The following is a 20,744-nucleotide window of genomic DNA, read 5'->3' as shown; positions in this document are numbered from 1 at the left end:
TTCCTTTGCCGTGGCTGGTAGCACCCCACGTGCCCGCCCCCCGCACAACGTTCAAGACAGGACAGCCTTCGTGATCCAGACTATTGCCGATGCCCTTGCCCAACAGGGTTATGAAACACTTACCGCCGTACAGGAGGCCGTCACAGACCCTGCGCTGAACGATCAAGACCTTCTGGTTTCGGCCCAAACCGGGTCGGGCAAAACGGTGGGCTTCGGCCTTGCCATCGCGCCGACGCTTCTGGGCGAGGACACGCATTTCGGCCAAGCGGGCGCTCCGCTGGCGCTGATCATCGCACCGACGCGCGAGTTGGCCATGCAGGTCAGCCGCGAGCTGACCTGGCTCTATGGCAAGGCCGGTGCCATCGTCACCACCTGCGTCGGCGGCATGGACACCCGGACCGAGCGTCGCGCGCTGGACCGGGGCGCGCATATCGTCGTCGCCACGCCGGGTCGCCTCTGCGACCACATCAAACGCAACAACATCAACCTCGACGCGATTCGCGCCGTGGTGCTGGACGAAGCGGATGAGATGCTTGACCTCGGCTTCCGCGAAGACCTTGAGTTCATCCTGTCGGAATCCCCCGAAGGGCGCCGCACGCTGCTGTTCTCGGCCACCGTACCTGCGGCGATTGCCAAACTGGCGCAATCCTACCAGCGCGATGCGCAGCGCATCACCACTGTGGGCGAAGCCAAGCAGCACAGCGATATCGAGTATCGCGCGCTGAACGTCCACCCGCGCGACACCGAGAACGCGATCATCAACGTGCTGCGCTTCTATGAAGCCAAGAACGCCATCGTCTTCTGTAACACCCGTGCCGCCGTGGCGCGTCTGACCACCCGCTTCACCAACCGCGGCTTTTCGGTCGTGGCGCTGTCGGGTGAGTTGACGCAGTCCGAGCGCACCAACGCATTGCAAGCCCTGCGCGATGGGCGTGCGCGCGTTTGTATTGCGACCGACGTCGCCGCGCGCGGCATCGACCTGCCGAACCTCGAACTGGTGATCCACGCCGACCTGCCCAGCAATTCCGACACGTTGCTGCACCGCTCGGGCCGGACAGGCCGCGCCGGACGCAAAGGTGTTTCTGCCCTGATCGTACCGCCCAAGATGCGCAGTAAGGCGAACCGGCTTCTGGGCTGGGCCAAGCTGAAAGTGGAATGGGCCGCGCCGCCCTCCGCCGCCGAGGTCAACGCCGCTGACGAAGCCCGCCTGCTGGCCGATTCCGCGTGGGTGGAGCCTGCGCCCGAGGATGCGGCGGAATTCGTCACCTCGCTGGTCGAGAAATTCAGCGCCGAGCAATTGGCCACCGCTTTCGTCAACCTCTACCGCAAGCGCCAGTCCGCCCCGGAAGAGCTGAGCGACCCCGGCGCGCCGGGCGAGGACAAGCCGCGCCGCGACTTTGGCCCATCGGTCTGGTTCTCGGTCTCCACCGGGCGCAAAGACGGGGCCGAGCCGCGCATGTTGCTGCCGATGCTCTGCCGCCGCGGCGACCTGACCAAGGACGACATCGGCGCGATTCGCGTGCAAGACAGCCATAGTTTCGTGGAGGTGGCCGAAGCCTCGGTGCCCGGTCTGCTCGACACGCTCGGCGGCGACATGAAACTGGAAGACGGCGTGGTGCTGACCAAGCTGGACAAAGCGCCCGATCTGCCGCGCGGCCCCAAGCCCGGCGGCAAACGTGGCCCGAAACCCGGCGGTTTCAAAGGCGACCGCGGCCCCCGCAAACCGCGCGGCGATTATGACCCGGATGCCGCCCCCGCCCCGCGCAAACCCCGCGCGAAATCCAGCGACGGCCCCGGTGCTGCGTCTTTCGACAAGCCGAAATTCGACAAACCCCGCGCGCCCAAGGGCGAGCGCCCGCCGAAGTCGCATAAGACCGAGCGTAGCCCAATGAAACCCGGCGCGACGCCCAAGCCCAAATCGGGCGGCGACACGAGCGGCAAGCCCAAGGCAAAGGCCGTTTGGAAAAAGGAAAAGCCCGCGGGCGACGCCCCGCGCAAGGGCAAAGGCAAACCGACCACCTCGGCCACCACGCCGGGCGGAGAGAAGTCCTATAAACGGGCCTCCGACCCGTCCAAACGCTTCACCCCACCGAATAAGATCGGCAAACAGGGCGGCAAGGGCGGCCCGAAATCGAAGTAAGACCAAACGCCGGGGCCTCACCCCGGCGTTTTTGCATCCGGCGCCATTTCTTTAAAGAAATCGCCCCCTCTGGCCTCACCGAAGGGGATAAACTGGCACTACTGGATCGTGCCTATTCGCGGTGTTCTTGGAACAGTTTACCCCGCCTTTGCGCGGGCTTCATTCGTGGGCTCGCCCACCCGTAAAGAAAGGTTTGCCCCATGGACGGAAATTTCAACGAGAACGACATCTCCCGCGTTGTCGAAGCCGACCGCGCGCATATCTGGCACCACCTAAGCCAGCACAAACCCTATGAAACCACCGACCCCCGCATCATCGTCGAAGGCAAGGGAATCCGGGTCTGGGACCAAAAGGGCAAAGAACACCTCGACGCTGTCTCGGGCGGGGTCTGGACGGTGAACGTTGGCTATGGCCGCGAAAGCATCGCCAATGCGGTGCGCGACCAACTGATCAAGCTGAACTATTTTGCCGGTTCCGCAGGCTCGATCCCCGGCTCCCATTTCGCCGAGAAATTGCTCGACAAGATGCCGGGGCTCGACCGCGTCTACTATTGCAACTCCGGCTCCGAGGCGAATGAGAAAGCCTTCAAAATGGTCCGCCAGATCGCGCACAAGCGCTACGGCGGCAAGAAGCACAAGATCCTCTACCGCGACCGCGACTACCATGGCACCACGCTTGGCTGTCTCTCGGCAGGCGGTCAGGACGAGCGCAACGCGCAATACGGCCCCTTCGCACCGGGTTTCGTGCGGGTGCCGCATTGCCTTGAATACCGCAGCTTTGAACAGGACGGCGCGCCGCAGGAAAACTACGGTGTCTGGGCCGCCGATCAGATCGAAAAGGTGATCCTCGCCGAAGGCCCCGAAACCGTGGGCGCGCTCTGCCTCGAACCGGTCACAGCGGGCGGCGGCGTGATCTGCCCGCCCGAGGGCTATTGGGAGCGCGTGCAAGAGATTTGCCGCAAATACGACATCCTGCTGCACATCGATGAGGTCGTTTGCGGCGTGGGCCGCACCGGCACATGGTTCGGCTATCAGCACTACGGCATCCAGCCCGACATGGTGACCATGGCCAAGGGCGTCGCCTCCGGCTATGCCGCAATCGCCTGTCTGGTCACGACCGATGCGGTCTTTGACATGTTCAAGGACGATGCCAGCGATCCGCTGAACTATTTCCGCGACATCTCGACCTTTGGCGGCTGCACCGCAGGGCCGACGGCGGGCATCGAAAACATGAACATCATTGAGCGTGAGAACCTGTTGGAGAACACCACCAACATGGGCTACTACATGCTGGAGCAGCTTCACGCGCTGGCCGACAAGCACAAGGTCATCGGCGACGTGCGCGGCAAAGGGCTGTTTCTGGGGGCCGAACTGGTGACGGACCGCGACAGCCGCGCCCCCGTCGAGGAAAAGCGCATTCAGGCCGTGGTGGGCGATTGCATGGCCCAAGGGGTGATCATCGGCGCCACCAACCGATCCCTGCCCGGCAAGAACAACACGCTGTGTTTCTCGCCCGCGCTGATCGCCACCCGCGATGATATTGATGAGATCATCACAGCAGTCGATGGTGCCTTGGGCCGGGTCTTCACTTCGGCGTAAAACCGCGTCTTGCGGCATGCGACAGGCGGCATCGGTTGACCCGGTGCCGCCTTCGTCTATCTAAACCCCTGTCTTGCCCGAACATGACATCGCACCGAAAGATCGCCGCAGATCGAAATCCGCGGGATTTTTCTGAAAATGTAACGCCTTCGTGGGAACCTCTTCCAATCCCCCGCGTTGGCAAATGAGTAAACTGGGAGAAAGACATGAAGAAGTTTCTTATCGCAATTCCGATGATCGCCGGCCTCGCCGCTTGTGACGGCACCACCTCCAACCAAGGTGCTCTGACTGGCGCGGCTCTCGGTGCTGCCACCGGTGCTGCCGTTTCAGGCGGTGACGACAAGGTTCAAGGCGCGATCATCGGCGGTCTCGCTGGTGCGGCGGCTGGCAACTACATCGGCCAGACCCAGTCCGGCAAATGCGTGTACCAGAACGCCAACGGCCAGCGCTACGTCGCAGCTTGCCCATAAACGGCTGACATCGCGCGATTTCGCGTCATCGGGGCTTCGACCATCGGTCGGAGCCCTTTTTCGTTGCCGCCTCTCTCCCCTCACCTTGGCACCAGCTTGATTTGATCTTAACAGGGGGCAAGCGCCCCAAGGGCGCGGGGAGGAACCATGACCACAATAAGCGATATCGCGATCTTGCTGATCGCGGCCTTCGGCGCGGGGGTGTTGAACACCATCGCCGGGGGCGGCACCTTTCTGACCTTTCCTGCGCTGGTCTTTACCGGCATGCCCCCCGTGGCCGCCAATGCGACCAGCGCCGTGGCGGTGTTTCCGGGCTACCTTGCAGGCGCTCTTGGCTTTCGCAACGAGCTTGGCCGCTTCGACCGCCGCGCCTTGCTGCGGCTGTGCCTTATCACGCTGGCGGGCGGTGTGGTCGGTTCGGGCTTGCTTCTGATCTCTTCCAACGCGGCCTTTTCCGTCGTCGTGCCTTTCCTACTGCTCGCGGCGACGCTGGTGTTTCTGCTGGGCGACCGCATCCGCGCCTTCGCCGCCGCCCATGCCCGCGCCGTGACGCCCCAAGGCGCGCTCGGCCTCTTTTCGGTCAGTGTCTATGGCGGCTATTTCAACGGGGGCTTGGGCATCGTTCTGCTGGCCCTTTTCGCGCTTTGGGGAATGACCGATCTGCACGGGATGAACGGCCTCAAGACCGGGCTGAGCTTCGTGCTCTCCTCGATTTCCGTGGCGGTCTTTGCCTTGGCCGGTCTGGTTGCATGGCCGCAGGCGCTGCTGATGATGCTGGCGGCCACGGCGGGCGGCTATGCCGGGGCGCCCTTGGCGCGAGCCTTGCCGAAAGAGACCGTACGCTGGCTGATCGCCGCCATCGGTTTCGGTATGAGCGCGGTTTTCTTCTGGCGGCTTTTCGCGGGCTAACCCAACACCCGCGCCGCGCCGGTTTCGGGATCGAAAAGCACCAAGGGCTGGTCCGCGCTTTCGATCCGGCCCAAGCCCATGTCATCGCGCAATAGCGCAACCGGCCCCGAGATCGCCCGCGCGAGTGCCACCTCCAGCGGCTCCCCCACCGCATGGGTCAGCGTATGCACCGCGCGGCCCATTTCCAGATCCGCCCCCGCCAGCGTGCCATCCGCCAAGGTCAACCGCCCCTCGGCGCGATAGACCTCCCGCCCATTGAGGGTGAAGCCCGTGATATCCGACCCCGCCGTCGCCATGGCATCGCTGACAAGGAAAATACCGTCGCCCTTGGCCGCCAGCGCGTTGCGCATGGACGCCGGATGCACATGGATGCCGTCGGCAATCAGCCCGGCATGCACCCCCTCTCGAGACAGCGCCGCCCCGACCAGCCCCGGCGCGCGGTTGCCCATCTGGCTCATCGCGTTGAACAAATGGGTGACGCAGGACGCGCCCGCGTCGAAGGCCGCCATACAGGTCTCGTAATCCGCATCGCTATGGCCGAGCGAGACCACGCCCCCCGCCTCGGCCATCGCGGCGATCTGCGCGGTGCTGGTGTTCTCTGGCGCGACGGTGACCATGAGATTCGGCAGACGCGCGGCGGCGCTTAGGATCAGGGCGAGGTCGGCCTCACGCATTGGGCGGATCAGCGCCCCGTCATGCGCGCCCTTGCGCGAAAGCGCCAGATGCGGGCCTTCCAGATGCAGCCCGATGATGCCCGGCACCCCTTCGGCGATGGCGTCGACAGCGGCCTCGATGGCGGCTTCGGTCTTCTCGGGCGTGTCGGTGATCAATGTGGGCAGCAGCGCCGCGACACCGGTGCTGCGATGCGCCTCAGCCATGCGCCGCAGGGTCGCCACATCGGGGCTGTCGTTGAACATCACCCCTCCGCCACCGTTGACCTGAAGATCGACGAAACCTGGGCAGAGCGCGCCGCCCGCCATAGGCTCCGCCACGATGCCCTGCGGCACCTCTTCGGCGGTGAGGATGCGGCGGCTGCCGTCCTGCATCTGCGCCAACACCTTGCCATGATGCAGTCGCTTGCCATCGTGAATCTGCGCCCCGGTGAAAACCCTCGCGATCTCCTTCATGGCAGAACCTCCCCCGCTGCGGCTTTGCAGACCAGATGAAACGCCCCGTCCAGCGCCGTGCCCCGCGCTGCGATCTGCCCCGTGAGATGATCCTCCGGCAGGAAGGGCGCGTAATGCGGGCCGATCCCGCCCAGCAGGCAAAGCGGATCACCGGGTGCGAAATCCAGCGCCTTCAACGCGCGGGTGTAATAGGCGGCACCCTCCCGCATCAACGCCTGCGCGTGATCGTCCCCGGCCTCAGCCGCCGCGATAACCTTGGGCGCGAATGCCGCGTAATCCCCCGGCTGCGCCGTCAGGCTGAAGGCCACGAAAGCCTCAGGATCATCTGCGAAATCCGCCAACAAAGCGCGGGTCAGGTCGCTCTGGGGCAACACCCCATCATGACATTGCAACGCCAGATCCAGCGCGCCGCGGCCCAGCCAAGCGCCCGATCCCTGATCCGCCAAGTGAAACCCCCAGCTGCCGACATAGCGAAACGCCGTGCCATCGGTCGCGGCCACGATCGTGCCGGTGCCGATGGCCAAGACCCAGCCCGTCGCGCCTTCGCCAAGCGCGCCGACCACGCAGGCGGGGCGGTCATCCTCCGCGATGATCCGGCCATAGGGCAGCGCCGCGCGCAGCCGCGCTGCGTCGCGGACGACGTTCATCCCGGCGAGGCCGAGAAAGGCAGTGGCACCGGCAAGCGCCGCGGCCGGCAGCCCAGCCGAGGCCGCCGCCGCTTCGACCGTGGCGCGGATATTCACAAGTGTCTGGTCCGGGTCATTGCCGATATTGGCCCGCCCGCCAGCGGCCCGGCCAAGGATGCCATCACGCTGCGCGCCAATGGCCGCACGGCAGCCGGTTCCACCGCCGTCCACGGCGATCAAGAGAGGGGCGGGAATGCTCATGCGATCGTTCTAGGCGAGGGGCCGGGCGAACGGAAGTGCGGGCGCGGCCCCGAGGATAAATTCGGCCAGCCGTAATGCCAGATTGAACTCCCCCTAGGGCCAGCCTAACCTTCGCCCCATGGCCCTGCCCGTCGAAACCTTTTTCCTGCGCCCCGATGCGCAAGGCACCCTGCAACAGCAGATCCAGCAGATGATCGCCCAAGGCATCCTCTCGGGCCGGTTCCAGCGGGGGGAGAAGCTGCCCTCGACCCGCAGACTCGCCGCGCATCTCGGCGTCAGCCGGATCACCGTGACCATCGCCTATACCGAGCTTTTGGCGAATGATTACCTCACCTCGCGCGGGCGGTCGGGGTATTTCGTCTCGGACAACGCGCCCGCCCCGCCCGCTTTCGCCCCCCGGGCCGAGGCGGATGACGCCATCGACTGGACCCGTGCCATCGGGCAGCGGTTCAGCGCCAATGGGCTGGCCGCCAAACCGCAGGATTGGGCCAGCTACCGCTACCCGTTCATCTATGGCCAAGCCGACCCGACGCTCTTTGATCACGCCAACTGGCGGCTTTGCGCCTTGCAAGCTCTCGGCCAGCGCGATTTCACCTCAATGACGACCGATTACTACGATCAGGACGACCCGCAACTGATCGAGTTCATTGCCCGCCACATCCTGCCCCGGCGCGGCGTCTCGGCCCGGCCCGAGCAGATCCTTATCACCCTCGGCGCGCAAAACGCGCTTTGGCTGACCGCGCAAGTGCTGCTGACCCAACGCCGCCGCGCCGTGCTCGAAGACCCGTGCTATCCGGCACTTAGCGGCATTCTCAGCCAATCCCGCTGCCACATCACGCCCGTGCGCGTGGATCAAGACGGCCTCCCGCCCGAGGCGATCCCCCCCGATACGGATGTGATTTTCGCGACCCCAAGCCACCAATGCCCGACCAACGCCACAATGCCGATGGACCGCCGCCGCGCGCTCTTGGCGCGCGCCCGCGCGCTGGAGGCGCTGATCATCGAGGACGACTATGAGTTCGAGATGTCCTTTCTCAAACCCGCCTCGCCCGCGCTTAAATCGCTCGATGACGAGGGGCGGGTGATCTATGTCGGCAGCTTTTCCAAATCGCTCTTTCCGGGGCTGCGGCTGGGGTATCTGGTGGGGTCCGAACCCTTCATCCGGGAGGCCCGCGCGCTGCGCGCCTCGGTCCTGCGGCACCCGCCGGGGCATATCCAGCGCACCGCCGCCTATTTCCTGTCGCTTGGCCATTATGACGCCCAGATCCGCCGCATGGGGCTGGCGCTGCACGAACGCCGCCGGGTCATGGACGCGGCGCTAGAGACGCATAGTCTGCGCGTGTCGGGCCGGGGGGCCTATGGCGGCTCGTCCTTCTGGATGCGCGCACCAGAAGGCGTGGACACGGCGGAACTGGCCGAAAACCTGCGCGCGCAGGATGTGCTGCTGGAGCCGGGACATGCCTTTTTCGCCGGGGCTGAAAAGGCCACGAATTACTACCGGCTGGCCTATTCTTCGATCCCCGCCGCGCGGATCGAAGAGGGCGTCGGGCTGATCGCGCAAGAGATTGACCGCCTGCGCTGATTTGGCCTTAAGGCTGGCGCAATTCTGGCCCTAACCCCGACCTGCACCTGCCCGTAATTTGCCGATAGCTTTGCCCCATGCCCAAAGGATCGCGCGATGAAAATGACCACCGAGGAAGCCTTCGTCAAAACCCTTCAGATGCATGGGATCGACACGGCCTTTGGCATTATCGGCTCGGCCATGATGCCGATTTCCGACCTCTTCCCAGCCGCCGGGATCACCTTTTTTGACGGCGCGCATGAGTGCAATTCGGGCATGATGGCCGATGGCTTCACCCGCGCCTCGGGGCGGATGTCGATGATGGTGGCGCAAAACGGGCCGGGCATCACCAATTTCGTGACGCCGGTGAAAACCGCCTACTGGAACCACACGCCGCTTTTGCTGGTGACCCCGCAGGCGGCGAACAAGACCATCGGTCAGGGCGGCTTTCAGGAGGTCGAGCAGATGGCGCTTTTCCGCGATATGGTCGCCTATCAGGAGGAGGTCCGCGACCCCAGCCGCATCGCCGAGACGCTGAACCGCGTGATCCTGCAGGCCAAGCGCCACTCCGCCCCCGCCCAGATTAACATCCCCCGCGATTTCTGGACGCAGGTGATCGACATCGATCTTCCCGCCATCGTCGAATTCGAGCGCCCCTCGGGCGGGGAGACCGCCATCGCCGAGGCGGCGGAACTGCTCTCGAAAGCGAAATTCCCGGTGATCCTCAACGGCGCGGGCGTGGTGATCGGCGGGGCCATCGACGACGCGCGGCAATTGGCCGAGCGGCTGGATGCCCCGGTCTGCAGTGGCTACCAGCACAACGACGCCTTCCCCGGCTCGCATCCGCTCTCGGTCGGGCCACTGGGCTACAACGGGTCCAAGGCGGCGATGGAGCTGATCGCCAAGGCCGATGTGGTGCTGGCGCTCGGCACGCGGCTCAACCCCTTCTCGACCCTGCCGGGCTATGGCATCGACTATTGGCCCAAGGACGCCAAGATCATTCAGGTCGACATAAACCCCGACCGCATTGGTCTGACCAAGAAGGTCAGCGTCGGTATCGTCGGCGACGCGGGCAAGGTGGCGCGGAGCATTTTCGACCGGCTGACCGAGGATGCAGGCGATGCGGGCCGCGAGGAACGGCGCAACCTGATTGCCCAGACCAAATCCGCATGGGCGCAGGAACTCACCTCTATGGACCACGAGGAAGACGATCCCGGCACCACATGGAACGAACGCGCCCGCGACCGCGAGCCCGAGAAGATGTCGCCCCGCATGGCATGGCGCGCGATCCAGAAGGCGCTCCCGACCGAGGCGATCATCAGTTCCGACATCGGCAACAACTGCGCCATCGGCAACGCCTACCCGACCTTTGAGGCAGGTCGCAAATACCTCGCTCCCGGCCTCTTCGGCCCCTGCGGCTACGGTTTCCCGGCGATCTGCGGCGCCAAGATCGCCTGCCCGGACACGCCCGTGGTGGGCTTTGCCGGGGATGGTGCCTTTGGCATCTCGATGAACGAAATGGTCAGCGTCAGCCGCGACGACTGGCCCGCCGTGACCATGGTGATCTTCCGCAACTACCAATGGGGCGCCGAGAAGCGGAACACGACGCTTTGGTTCGACGACAATTTCGTCGGCACCGAACTGGCGCAGGAGGTCTCCTACGCCGGGATCGCCAAGGCCTGCGGGGTCGAGGGGGTGCAGGTCTCGTCGATGGAGGAACTGACCGAGGCGTTGGACGGCGCGATCAAGGCCCAGATGAATGACGGCAAGACCACTTTCATCGAAGTGCTGCTCAACCAGGAACTGGGCGAGCCCTTCCGCCGCGACGCGATGAAGAAACCGGTCTCCGTCGCCGGGATCAGCCGGGATGACATGCGCCCGCAACGGGTCTGAGCCATGGCGCTGGTGCTCGTCGTCAACGCAGGCTCGTCGTCGATCAAGGCGGCGGTCTTTGACGGCGGGCTGTCTGAAACCCTGCGGATTGAGGCGCAGGGCATCGGCCAGACTGGCGCCCTGCGTGTGGGAAAAGCTCCGGCACGGCCCCTTGCCCTGCCCGATCACCGCACCGCCTTCACCGCCATTCTGGCGGGGCTGCGTGACACGGGGATCGCGACCGCTGACCTCAGCGCCGCCGCGCATCGCGTGGTGCACGGCGGCCCGGATTTGGCCGAGACAACGGAAGTCACCCCCGCCGTGCGCGCCGCCATCGCCGCGGCGCAACCGCTGGCCCCGCTGCACAATCCGCATCACCTCAGCGCCATCGACGCCCTTGCAGCGCTGATGCCGGAGCTGCCGCAATTCGCCGCTTTCGACACCGGCTTTCACCGCACCAACCCGGACGTGGCGCGCCGCTACGCGCTGCCCGAGAAGCCCGAGACCGCCGCCCTGCGCCGCTACGGTTTCCACGGCATCAGCTACGAAAGCCTCGTGCGGAATTTCACCGCCCAAACCGGCGCCCCCCTGCCCGACCGCCTGCTGGCGCTGCATCTGGGCAATGGCGCGTCGCTCTGCGCGATCCGCGAGGGCCGCTCGGTCGCCACCACTATGGGATTTTCGCCCTTGGGCGGGCTGACGATGGGCACCCGCGCGGGAGAAATCGACGCAGGGGCAGTGTTGCATCTGGTGGGCGATCTCGGACTGGAAGCCGCGCAGAGGCTGCTGCACCACGAGAGCGGGTTGCTCGGCCTGTCGGGCCAGACCGCCGACATGCGGCAATTGGCGGAAAGCGATAGCGAAAGCGCCCGCTTTGCCCGCGATCACTTTTGCTACTGGATCACCCGTCAGGCCGGGTCGATGATCGCCGCCATGGGCGGGATCGACGGCATCGCCTTCACCGGCGGGATTGGCGAGAACGATTTGGAGGTGAGGGAAAAGGTTCTTGCAAACCTCCGCTGGGCGGGAAATATTCCCTCGTGGGTCATCCCCGCCGCCGAAGAGAAACATATCGCGCGCCAAGCGCTTGCCCTGCTGAAAGCCCCCGCCCCCTCATGACGCATTCCCAGCCGCCGCTCGATCTGTCGCCCAAGGTCTCGGACGAAGTCCGCCGCACGACCTGCTACATGTGCGCCTGCCGCTGCGGCATCAACGTGCATATGAAGAAGGGCAAGGTCGCCTATATCGAGGGCAACCGCGACCACCCGGTGAATCGCGGCGTGCTCTGCGCCAAGGGCTCGGCGGGGATCATGCAGCACAATTCCCCCGCACGCCTGCGCAACCCGATGAAACGCGTGGGCCCCCGCGGCTCGGGCGAATTCGAGGACATCAGCTGGGCCGAGGCGCTTGAGATCGCCACCGGCTGGCTTGCCCCGCTACGCCATGAGGCGCCAGAGAAACTCGCCTTCTTCACCGGGCGCGACCAGTCGCAGAGCTTCACCTCCCTCTGGGCGCAGGCCTTTGGCACACCGAATTACGCGGCGCATGGCGGCTTCTGCTCGGTCAACATGGCGACGGCGGGGATCTACACCATGGGCGGCGCCTTTTGGGAGTTCGGCCAGCCTGATTGGGACCACACCAAGCTTTTCATGCTCTTCGGGGTGGCCGAGGATCACGACAGCAACCCGATCAAGATGGGACTGGGCAAGCTCAAGAAACGCGGCGCGCGGGTGATCGGGGTGAACCCCATTCGCACCGGCTACAATGCCATCGCCGACGATTGGGTCGGCATCACGCCCGGGACCGACGGGCTGTTCATCCTGTCGCTGATCCACTGCCTGATGAAGGCCGGTCGCATCGATCTGGACTACCTCGCGCGCTACACCGACGCGCCGGTGCTGCTGAACGGCGACCCGAAGTCGCCCGAATTCGGCCTGCAACTGCGCGACGCGGACGGCAAAGCGCTGGTGATCGACCGCAAGACCCGCAAGCTCACCCCCTTCGACCAACCCGGCGTGCGTCCCGACCTTTCGACTACCTACCGCGCGGGCGGCATCACGCACCGCCCGGTGTTCCACAAGATGGCCGAAGAGTACCTCGGCGAGGACTACACCCCCGAGGCCGTGGCCGAACGCTGCGGCATCCCGGCGCCGCGCATCCGCGCCATCGCCGCCGAACTGGCGCGCGTAGCCTTCGACGAGGCCTTCGAGATCGACCAGCCTTGGACCGATTTCCGCGGCGAGCGGCACGAGAAGATGACCGGCCGCCCGGTGTCCTTCCACGCCATGCGCGGCATCTCGGCCCATGCCAACGGCTTCCAGACCTGCCGCGCGCTGCATGTGCTGCAGATCATCCTCGGCACCGTGGAAGTGCCCGGCGGCTTCCGGTTCAAACCGCCCTACCCCAAGCCCGCCACGGCGCATCCCAAACCGCATTGCAAGGCCACGCCCGGCGGGCCGCTCGACGGGCCGCATCTGGGTTTCGTGCAAGGCCCCGACGATCTGGCGCTGTGCCCCGATGGCAGCCCCGCGCGGATCGACAAGGCGTTTACTTGGGAAAACCCGATGTCGGCCCATGGGCTGATGCATATGGTGATCTCAAACGCCCATGCGGGCGATCCCTACAAGATCGACACGCTGTTTCTTTATATGGCCAACATGTCGTGGAACTCCTCCATGAACCCCGGCGGGGTGATGGAGATGCTGACCGACACCGACGAGAACGGCGACTACGTGATCCCGCGCATCATCTATTCCGACGCCTATTCGTCGGAGATGGTGGCCTATGCCGACCTGATCCTGCCCGACACGACCTATCTGGAGCGTCACGATTGCATTTCGCTGCTGGACCGGCCGATCAGCGAGGCCGACGCCGCCGCCGATGCGATCCGCTGGCCGGTCGTTGAGCCGAACCGCGACGTGCGAGGCTTCCAATCGGTGCTCTGCGATCTTGGCGCGCGGCTGGACCTGCCCGGGTTCGTGAACGAGGACGGCAGTCAAAAGTACCGCGACTACGCCGATTACATCACCAACCACGAACGCCGCCCCGGCATCGGCCCGCTGGCCGGGTTCCGCGGAGAGGACGGCACCCAAAGTGGCCGCGGCGCCCCGAACCCCGAGCAGATCGACCGCTACATCGAGAACGGCGGCTTCTCGGCCCATCACATTCCCGCCGAGGCGCAGTACTACAAACCGTGGAACGCCGCCTATCAGGACTGGGCCGTGGGCATGGGGATTTACGACGCACCGCAGCCCTATCTCTTCTCGCTCTACGTGGAGCCGCTGCGCCGCTTCCAGCTCGCCGCCGAGGGTCACGGTGACCGCCAGCCCCCCGAGTATCTGCGCGCGCGCATCAAGCAATACATGACGCCGCTGCCGCATTGGTACGAAAGCGACCCCGAGGGCACGCAGGGCTACGATGTCCATGCCCTCACCCAACGTCCGATGGCGATGTACCATTCATGGGGCAGCCAGAACGCTTGGCTGCGGCAGTTGCACGGGCGCAACCCGCTCTACCTGCCCACCGCGATCATGCGCGCGAAGGGTCTGAAGGACGGCGATTGGGCGCGGGTGACCTCGCCCCATGGCGGGATCACCGTGCCAGTGATGGAGATGGCCGCGCTGAACCCGCATACCGTCTGGACATGGAATGCCATCGGCAAGCGCAAGGGCGCATGGGCGCTGGATCGCGACGCGCCGGAAGCGACGAAGGGTTTTCTGCTGAACCACCTGATCCACGAGCTTCTCCCCCCAAAGGGCGACGGCCTGCGCTGGTCCAACTCCGACCCGATCACCGGACAGGCTGCGTGGTTCGACCTCAAGGTCCATATCGAAAAGACCGCGGCCCCTGCCGAGGCACAACCGGAGATCCCGCCGCAACGCTCGCCTATCCCGCCCGCGCCGCGCGACATCGCGTGGAAGGTGGGCAAATGACCCCCTTCGCCCCCCGCGCCGCGAGAACGACCCTTCAGGACCACCGCCCATGACCACCCTTCCCGACCAAACCGAGCGCAAACTCGGCCTCGTGATCGACCTTGATACTTGCGTCGGCTGTCATGCCTGCGTGATCTCTTGCAAGGGCTGGAACACCGAAAACTACGGCGCACCGCTGTCGGACCAAGACGCCTATGGCGGCGACCCGTCGGGCACCTTCCTCAACCGGGTACACAGCTACGAGGTCCAGCCCGAGGCGGGCGCCGCGCAACTGGTCCATTTCCCCAAATCCTGCCTGCATTGCGAAGACGCGCCCTGCGTCACCGTCTGTCCGACGGGGGCCAGCTACAAGCGGGTCGAGGACGGCATCGTGCTGGTCAACGAAAGCGATTGCATCGGCTGCGGCCTCTGCGCTTGGGCCTGCCCCTACGGCGCGCGCGAGATGGATCAGGCAGCCGGCGTGATGAAGAAATGCACCCTCTGCGTCGACCGGATCTACAACGAGAACCTGCCCGAGGAAGACCGCCAGCCCGCCTGCGTGCGCACCTGCCCCGCGGGCGCGCGGCATTTCGGCGATCTGGGCGATCCGGACAGCGCGGTCAGCCAGTTGGTGGCAGAGCGTGGTGGCGTGGACCTGATGCCCGAACAGGGCACCAAACCGGTCAACAAATACCTGCCGCCGCGCCCGCGTGACACGCTTGGCCCTCCCGAGGGCGAGATCGACGTGCTCGCCCCCTTCCTCGCCCCGGTGGACGAGGGGCCGAAGGGCTTCCTCGGCTGGCTCGACCGCACTTTGGAGAAGCTCTGATGCATCCGGCGCCTTCCGTTATTCTGTTCAGCAGCCTGTCGGGCATGGGGTTCGGTCTATTGGCATGGCTCGGCATCGGCATGCCTGCGGTGACCGGCTGGGTCGCCTTCGTCTTCTTCGCGCTGGCCTATCTCTTGGCCGTGGGCGGACTCATCGCATCGACCTTCCACCTTGGCCACCCGGAGCGCGCGCTCAAGGCCTTCACGCAATGGCGCAGCTCTTGGCTCAGCCGCGAGGCATGGGCCTCGGTCGCCGCTTTGCTGATCATGGCCGCCTATGGCGCGGGGTTGGTGTTTTACGACACGCGGATCTGGCCCTTGGGGGTAATCGGTGCGGCGCTGTCGCTGCTCACGGTGCTGACCACGGCGATGATCTATACCCAGATGAAAACCGTGCCGCGCTGGCATAGCGTGATGACGCCGCTGAATTTCCTGTCGCTCAGCATCGCGGGCGGTGCCCTACTGGCGGGGCAGGTGACGGCGGCGATGGTCCTGCTGGCGCTGGCCGGGGCGGTGCAGATCGCCACATGGTGGCGCGGGGATCGGGCGTTTGCCGCCTCCACCAGCGATATCGCGAGCGCGACGCGGTTGGGGCCGCAGGGCAGTGTCCGCGCCTTTGAGCCGCCCCATACCGGCACCAACTACCTGTTGCGGGAATTCGTCTATCAGATCGGGCGCAAACATGCGCTGAAACTGCGGGTGATCGCGATTGCCCTGATGGTGCTGCTGCCGCTGCTGCTGTTGTTCTCGCCCGTGTTCCACCACCTTGCCGCCGGTCTCGCGGTGCTCAGCCATGCGGCAGGGGTGCTGACCGCGCGCTGGCTGTTCTTTGCCCAAGCCGAACATGTGGTCGGCCTCTATTACGGCAAACGCTGAACGCAAAAGAGGGGGTGTCTTCACCCCCTCTTCGTATCGGCCAACCTGTTTACATTAGGTTTAGTTCATCAGCCCCGCATGGCGCAGGGCCGCATCGACCAGTTCCTTGGTCGGGTCGGTCAGTTCCGTGAGCGGCAGACGCACCTCGTCCGAGCAGAGGTCGAGCCGCGACATGGCGTATTTCACACCCACAAGCCCCGGTTCGGTAAAGATCGCCTTGTGAAGCGGCATCAAACGGTCCTGCAATTCCAGCGCCTTGGCATAGTCGCCCTCAAGACAGGCGGCCTGCATCTGCGCCACAAGGCGCGGCGCGACATTAGCGGTGACCGAGATACAGCCGACGCCGCCTTGGGCGTTGAACCCATGCGCCGTGGCATCTTCGCCCGAGAGCTGGCAGAAATCCGGGCCGCAGGTAATGCGCTGATCGCAGACGCGCGCCAGATCGCCGGTGGCGTCCTTGACGCCGACGATGCGCGGCAGCTCGGCCAGTTCGCCCATCGTTTCGGGCATCATATCCACCACCGAACGGCCGGGGATATTGTAAATGATGATCGGCAGGTCACAGCAGTCATGCACGGCGGTGAAATGCGCCACCAACCCGCGCTGCGTGGGCTTGTTGTAATAGGGTGTCACCACCAGCAGCGCATCCGCGCCGACCTTTTCGGCGTGACGGGCGAGGCGGATGCTTTCGACCGTGTTGTTCGACCCGGCGCCCGCGATGACCGGGATGCGGCCCGCGACGGCTTTGACCACCTCTTCGACGACGGTCTCATGCTCGGCATGGCTCAGCGTCGGGGATTCGCCGGTGGTGCCGACGGGGACGAGCCCGCTCGACCCTTCGCCGATGTGCCATTCGATAAGTTTCTTAAGCGTATCCAGATCCAGCGCGCCGTTGCGAAACGGCGTGACGAGGGCAGGCAGAGAGCCTTTGAACATGTGCACGCTCCTTAAGTGCTGGCCGGCGGAAAACCGGACTGGATGAGGGCTTTTGCGGGCGCTACGGTTTGATAAACGGCGCCCAAGCCATATGTTGCAAGGCTCTAGCCTCGGAGACGTGGGAAATGCAAGCGATGACGCGCCTGATGGCGATCCTCATGAGTGTTTTTGTCCTGACCGTGCCTGCGGAAGCGCAGCGCCCGCGGCCTTTGGGCTGGGCAATGGATGCGATGCGCAGCGGCAATTGGGACGCGGCTGCGGCGCTGGCCGCCCGTGACGGGCAGGTCGCCGCCGATGTGATCGAATGGCACCGGCTGCGCGCCGGGCGCGGCACCTATACGCAAGCTCGCGATTTCCTGAACCGCAGGCCCGACTGGCCCGGTGAGGCGTATTTGCGCAGACAGACCGAAGCCGCGGTGATCAAACAGTCTGAAAGCGATATACTGGATTTCTTTTCGGCGATGGCCCCGCAGACCCCGCGCGGCGTGCTGGCTCATGCCGAGGCGCTGATCAACAGCGGGCAGTGCGGTGAGGCCGAGGCGAACCTCGTACTGGCGTGGCGGACCATGCCGATGAACGCCACCAGTCAGGCGCTATTTGTCGAGGCGCATGGCAGCCTTCTGGCCCCCCATCACGCGGCGCGGCTCGAAGAGATGCTTTGGCAGCGCGAACATTCCGAAGCGCGGCAGATGTTCGATCTGGTCCCAAGCGCCGATAGGGCGCTGGCGGAAACCCGCATCGCCCTGCAAACGCTGGAAAGCGACGTGAACGCCAAGATCGACGCGCTCCCCGCCTCCAAGTCCGATGCGCCGGGGTTGGCGCATGACCGCTTTGAATGGCGTATCCGCAAGGGGCTGCGCGAGGATGCCAAGGATTTGATGCTGGCGCGCTCGACCTCGGCTGAGGCCCTCGGCCAGCCCCCCAAATGGGCCAACCGCCGCCGCGCCTTGGCGCGGGATGAAATGCGCAATGGCGATGCGCAAAGGGCCTACCGGCTGGCGTCGCAGCATTTTCTGACCGATGGCTCGAACTATGCCGATCTCGAATGGCTCTCCGGCTATATCGCGCTGCGGTTCTTGGACGATCCCACCACCGCTTTGGGCCATTTCCAGAACCATGACAACGCCGTGGAATCCCCCATCAGCCAAGGCCGCGCGGGCTATTGGCAAGGCCGCGCGTTAGAGGCGATGGGCGATGCCGAAGGCGCGGCGAAAGCCTATGCCATGGGGGCGGAATACCAAACCTCCTTCTACGGGCTGCTGGCCGCCGAACGGGGCGGCATCCCCTTTGACGAAAAGCTCGCAGGCGCGGCACCTGAACAAGACTGGCGCAGCTCCCCGCTGGCCCGTGCGCCGCTGTTCGAGGCCGGGTTGCTGCTGCAAGCCTCGGGCGAGCTGTCCACCGCCGAGCGGTTCTGGACCCATTTGGCCGAACAGCTCGTCCCCGAAGACATCGCCCTGCTGGGGCAAGCCGCCATCGACGTGGGCCAGCCGCATATCGCGGTGATGATCGGCAAACGCGCCGCGCAGCGGGGACTGGAGGTGCCCGCCCCCTATTACGCGCTGCACAGTCTGGTGGAGAAAGACCTGCCGATGGCGACCGAGATGACCCTCGCCATCGCGCGGCGTGAAAGCGAATTTGATCCCAATGTGCAAAGCGGCGTCGGCGCGCGCGGTTTGATGCAGATTATGCCCGCCACGGCGCGGGACGTGGCGCGCGATCTGGGCATCTCAGGCCAACACACGACGGACCGCCTGACCGCCGATCCCGATTACAACGCGCGGCTTGGCGCGACCTATCTGTCACAAATGGCGGGACTTTTCGACGGCAATGTCTCCATGATGTCGGCGGCCTATAACGCGGGCCCCAGCCGCCCGCGGCGCTGGATGGCGACCTATGGCGACCCGCGCAAGGGCGAAATCGACATCGTCGATTGGATCGAGATGATCCCCTTTCGAGAAACGCAGAACTACGTCATGCGGGTGACCGAAAGCCTGCCCGTCTATCGCGCGCGTCTGGGAAAAGACCCGCTGCCAATCCCCTTTAGCGAAGAGTTAACCGGGTCGACGTTGAAGGCGTTCGCGCCATAGGGTGAACAGCCCCGCCGCCACGATCATGCCCGCACCCAGCACCACGCTGGGGCGCAGCACCTCGTTAAAGACCGACAAGCCGATGATCACGGTAAAGATCAGCTGCGTATAGGCGAAGGGCTGCACCGCGCTGGCCTCGGCCACCTCGTAGCAGCGGATCAGCAGCCAATGGCCCGTGACCCCGGTGATGCAAAGCGTGCCCATCAACAGCCAGTTGCCCGGCGTCATCGGCTCCCAAAACCAGATGCCCACCGCCGTCATGACCGCCGCACCGGTCACGCCCGTCCAGAAGAAACTCGTCGCCGTCGTGTCGCGCCGCGCGACATAGCGGGTCATCAGGCCATAGACCGCAAACATCGCCGCCCCTGCCAGCGGGATCGCGGCGGCAGGATCCACCACGCGAAGCCCGGGTTGCAAGATCACCAGCACCCCGACAAAGCCCACACCAATCGCGGCCCAACGCCGCCAGCCGACTTTTTCACCCAAGATCGGACCCGAAAGCGCCGCCACCAAAAGCGGGTAACAGGTAAAGACCGCATGGCTTTCTACCAACCCCAGAATGGTGAAGCCCAGCACCATCGTGCAAATCTGCGCCGAGAGCAGCACGCCCCGCAGGATTTGCACCGCGGGCTGTGTCGTGGCGGCGGCGCGGCGGATACCGCCCGCCTTGCGCAGCGCCAGCGCGATCACGAAGGCCGCGAAAAACCAATAGCGGATCATCACCACCATCAGCACATTGTAGTTCTCGGCCAGATGGCGTGACAGCCCGTCTTGAACGGCAAAGACCATCGTCGTGGCGATCATCAGCATGATGCCGAGCGGGATGTTGTTGGACTGGCTCATGCGGGCATCCGCGCGCGGGTCATATGGCGTTTGCGGCCATAGCCGGGGATGCGGGCAACCTCGAAACCGCCCGCGGCAAGCGCACGGCGCACGAAGCCCGCGGCGGTATAGGTCGCAGCACTGCCGCCCGGTGCGGTATGGCGGGCCACCTCGGCCATCAGATCATCACCCCAAAGCTCGGGGTTCTTGGCCGGTGAAAACCCATCGAGAAACCAAGCATCGGCCTGCCCCTGCCATGCGGGCAGGGTTTCGCGCGCGTCCCCAATGATGATCTCGGCCCGCAAGCCGGGCAGTTCCAACACGCCACCCGCGCCATCCCACGCCGCTGTCAGCGCATCGCGCCGCCCGTCGAGCGCGGGAAAGGCCGCATGGGCTTGCGCCATATCCTCGGGCCGCATCGGGTAGGCTTCGAAACTGGTGAAATGCAGCGGCCCGTCATGGCCCACCCGCATCCAAGCATCCCAAGCCAGCAACAGGTTCAGCCCGGTGCCAAAGCCAAGTTCAGCGATGTGAAAGCCGGAGCGGAACCTCTCAGGCAGGTCATTGCCCGCCAGAAAGACATAGGCCGTCTCTGCCGCGCCATCCTCTAAGCTGAAGTACGGATCATCGAACTGGGTCGAAACGGGCACTTGGCCCGCGCGCCAAGTGATCTGGGCATTCTGGTCTGGCACGGCACGTCCTGCTAGAGGGGGAAGA

16 protein-coding genes are annotated in these 20,744 nt (G+C 65.2%); 11 read left to right on the top strand and 5 right to left on the bottom strand.

Annotated elements, in window-relative coordinates; genetic code table 11:
* Positions 1-70: 70 nt before the first annotated feature.
* From ACGYK4_RS11960 to ACGYK4_RS11945, 4 genes are all read left to right on the top strand, one after another.
* Positions 71-2,140 (top strand): DEAD/DEAH box helicase, encoded by a 2,070-nt coding sequence (locus ACGYK4_RS11960; RefSeq protein ID WP_394429537.1) that lies wholly within the window; start codon positions 71-73, stop codon positions 2,138-2,140.
* Positions 2,141-2,340: 200 nt separating this feature from the next.
* Positions 2,341-3,738 carry an aspartate aminotransferase family protein gene (locus ACGYK4_RS11955; protein WP_394456704.1) on the top strand — a complete coding sequence of 466 codons (1,398 nt, stop codon included), beginning with the start codon at positions 2,341-2,343 and terminating at the stop codon, positions 3,736-3,738.
* Positions 3,739-3,944: 206 nt separating this feature from the next.
* Positions 3,945-4,208, top strand: a complete 264-nt coding sequence (locus tag ACGYK4_RS11950) for a glycine zipper 2TM domain-containing protein (RefSeq protein ID WP_209216644.1) — start codon at positions 3,945-3,947, stop codon at positions 4,206-4,208.
* Between the two features lie 147 nt (positions 4,209-4,355).
* Positions 4,356-5,117, top strand: a complete 762-nt coding sequence (locus ACGYK4_RS11945) for a sulfite exporter TauE/SafE family protein (protein WP_394456702.1) — start codon at positions 4,356-4,358, stop codon at positions 5,115-5,117.
* On the opposite strand, the gene nagA is transcribed toward ACGYK4_RS11945, so the two are convergent.
* Together nagA and ACGYK4_RS11935 are read right to left on the bottom strand one after the other, a co-directional pair.
* Positions 5,114-6,244 (bottom strand): N-acetylglucosamine-6-phosphate deacetylase, encoded by a 1,131-nt coding sequence (nagA, locus tag ACGYK4_RS11940; protein WP_394456700.1) that lies wholly within the window; start codon positions 6,242-6,244, stop codon positions 5,114-5,116. The genes ACGYK4_RS11945 and nagA overlap by 4 nt on opposite strands.
* Complete coding sequence (locus ACGYK4_RS11935) at positions 6,241-7,131, bottom strand: BadF/BadG/BcrA/BcrD ATPase family protein (protein WP_394456698.1); 891 nt, start codon at positions 7,129-7,131, stop codon at positions 6,241-6,243. The genes nagA and ACGYK4_RS11935 overlap by 4 nt, the downstream gene beginning before the upstream one ends.
* Before the next feature lie 118 nt (positions 7,132-7,249).
* On the opposite strand from ACGYK4_RS11935, the gene ACGYK4_RS11930 reads away from it, so the two are divergent.
* The 6 genes from ACGYK4_RS11930 (at position 7,250) to ACGYK4_RS11905 (ending at position 16,179) form a co-directional block, all read left to right on the top strand.
* Positions 7,250-8,713 (top strand): PLP-dependent aminotransferase family protein, encoded by a 1,464-nt coding sequence (locus tag ACGYK4_RS11930; protein ID WP_394456696.1) that lies wholly within the window; start codon positions 7,250-7,252, stop codon positions 8,711-8,713.
* A 96-nt stretch (positions 8,714-8,809) separates the two neighbouring features.
* The gene (xsc, locus tag ACGYK4_RS11925; RefSeq protein ID WP_394456694.1) at positions 8,810-10,585 is read left to right on the top strand and encodes a sulfoacetaldehyde acetyltransferase; all 1,776 of its coding nucleotides are present in this window, start codon (positions 8,810-8,812) and stop codon (positions 10,583-10,585) included.
* 3 nt (positions 10,586-10,588) lie between these two features.
* Positions 10,589-11,683 (top strand): acetate/propionate family kinase, encoded by a 1,095-nt coding sequence (locus tag ACGYK4_RS11920; RefSeq protein WP_394456692.1) that lies wholly within the window; start codon positions 10,589-10,591, stop codon positions 11,681-11,683.
* Entirely contained in the window at positions 11,680-14,496 is a 2,817-nt protein-coding gene (locus ACGYK4_RS11915) for a molybdopterin oxidoreductase family protein (RefSeq protein ID WP_394456690.1), read from the top strand. Before ACGYK4_RS11920 ends, ACGYK4_RS11915 begins: the two co-directional genes overlap by 4 nt.
* Positions 14,497-14,545: 49 nt before the next feature.
* Positions 14,546-15,304: a 4Fe-4S dicluster domain-containing protein gene (locus ACGYK4_RS11910; protein WP_394411054.1), complete on the top strand. Its 759-nt coding sequence runs from the start codon at positions 14,546-14,548 to the stop codon at positions 15,302-15,304.
* Positions 15,304-16,179 (top strand): dimethyl sulfoxide reductase anchor subunit family protein, encoded by an 876-nt coding sequence (locus tag ACGYK4_RS11905; protein ID WP_394429554.1) that lies wholly within the window; start codon positions 15,304-15,306, stop codon positions 16,177-16,179. The genes ACGYK4_RS11910 and ACGYK4_RS11905 overlap by 1 nt, the downstream gene beginning before the upstream one ends.
* A 60-nt stretch (positions 16,180-16,239) precedes the next feature.
* Here ACGYK4_RS11905 and dapA read toward each other — a convergent pair whose 3' ends face one another.
* A complete protein-coding gene (dapA, locus tag ACGYK4_RS11900; RefSeq protein ID WP_271692515.1) occupies positions 16,240-17,115 on the bottom strand; it encodes a 4-hydroxy-tetrahydrodipicolinate synthase in 876 nt (291 codons plus the stop codon).
* A 125-nt stretch (positions 17,116-17,240) separates the two neighbouring features.
* Between dapA and ACGYK4_RS11895 the strand changes: the two genes are divergently transcribed.
* Complete coding sequence (locus ACGYK4_RS11895; protein WP_394456688.1) at positions 17,241-19,205, top strand: transglycosylase SLT domain-containing protein; 1,965 nt, start codon at positions 17,241-17,243, stop codon at positions 19,203-19,205.
* Here ACGYK4_RS11895 and ACGYK4_RS11890 read toward each other — a convergent pair.
* Both ACGYK4_RS11890 and mnmD read right to left on the bottom strand, forming a co-directional pair.
* Positions 19,170-20,048: a DMT family transporter gene (locus ACGYK4_RS11890; RefSeq protein WP_394456686.1), complete on the bottom strand. Its 879-nt coding sequence runs from the start codon at positions 20,046-20,048 to the stop codon at positions 19,170-19,172. The genes ACGYK4_RS11895 and ACGYK4_RS11890 overlap by 36 nt on opposite strands.
* The gene (mnmD, locus tag ACGYK4_RS11885; RefSeq protein WP_394456684.1) at positions 20,045-20,719 is read right to left on the bottom strand and encodes a tRNA (5-methylaminomethyl-2-thiouridine)(34)-methyltransferase MnmD; all 675 of its coding nucleotides are present in this window, start codon (positions 20,717-20,719) and stop codon (positions 20,045-20,047) included. The genes ACGYK4_RS11890 and mnmD overlap by 4 nt, the downstream gene beginning before the upstream one ends.
* Between the last annotated feature and the right edge of the window lie 25 nt (positions 20,720-20,744).

This window comes from Sulfitobacter sp. 1A13368 (assembly GCF_043557275.1).
GTDB lineage: Bacteria > Pseudomonadota > Alphaproteobacteria > Rhodobacterales > Rhodobacteraceae > Sulfitobacter > Sulfitobacter faviae.
The sequence above is the reverse complement of the archived record's forward strand: the minus strand, read 5'-3'. Positions and strand labels throughout refer to the sequence as shown.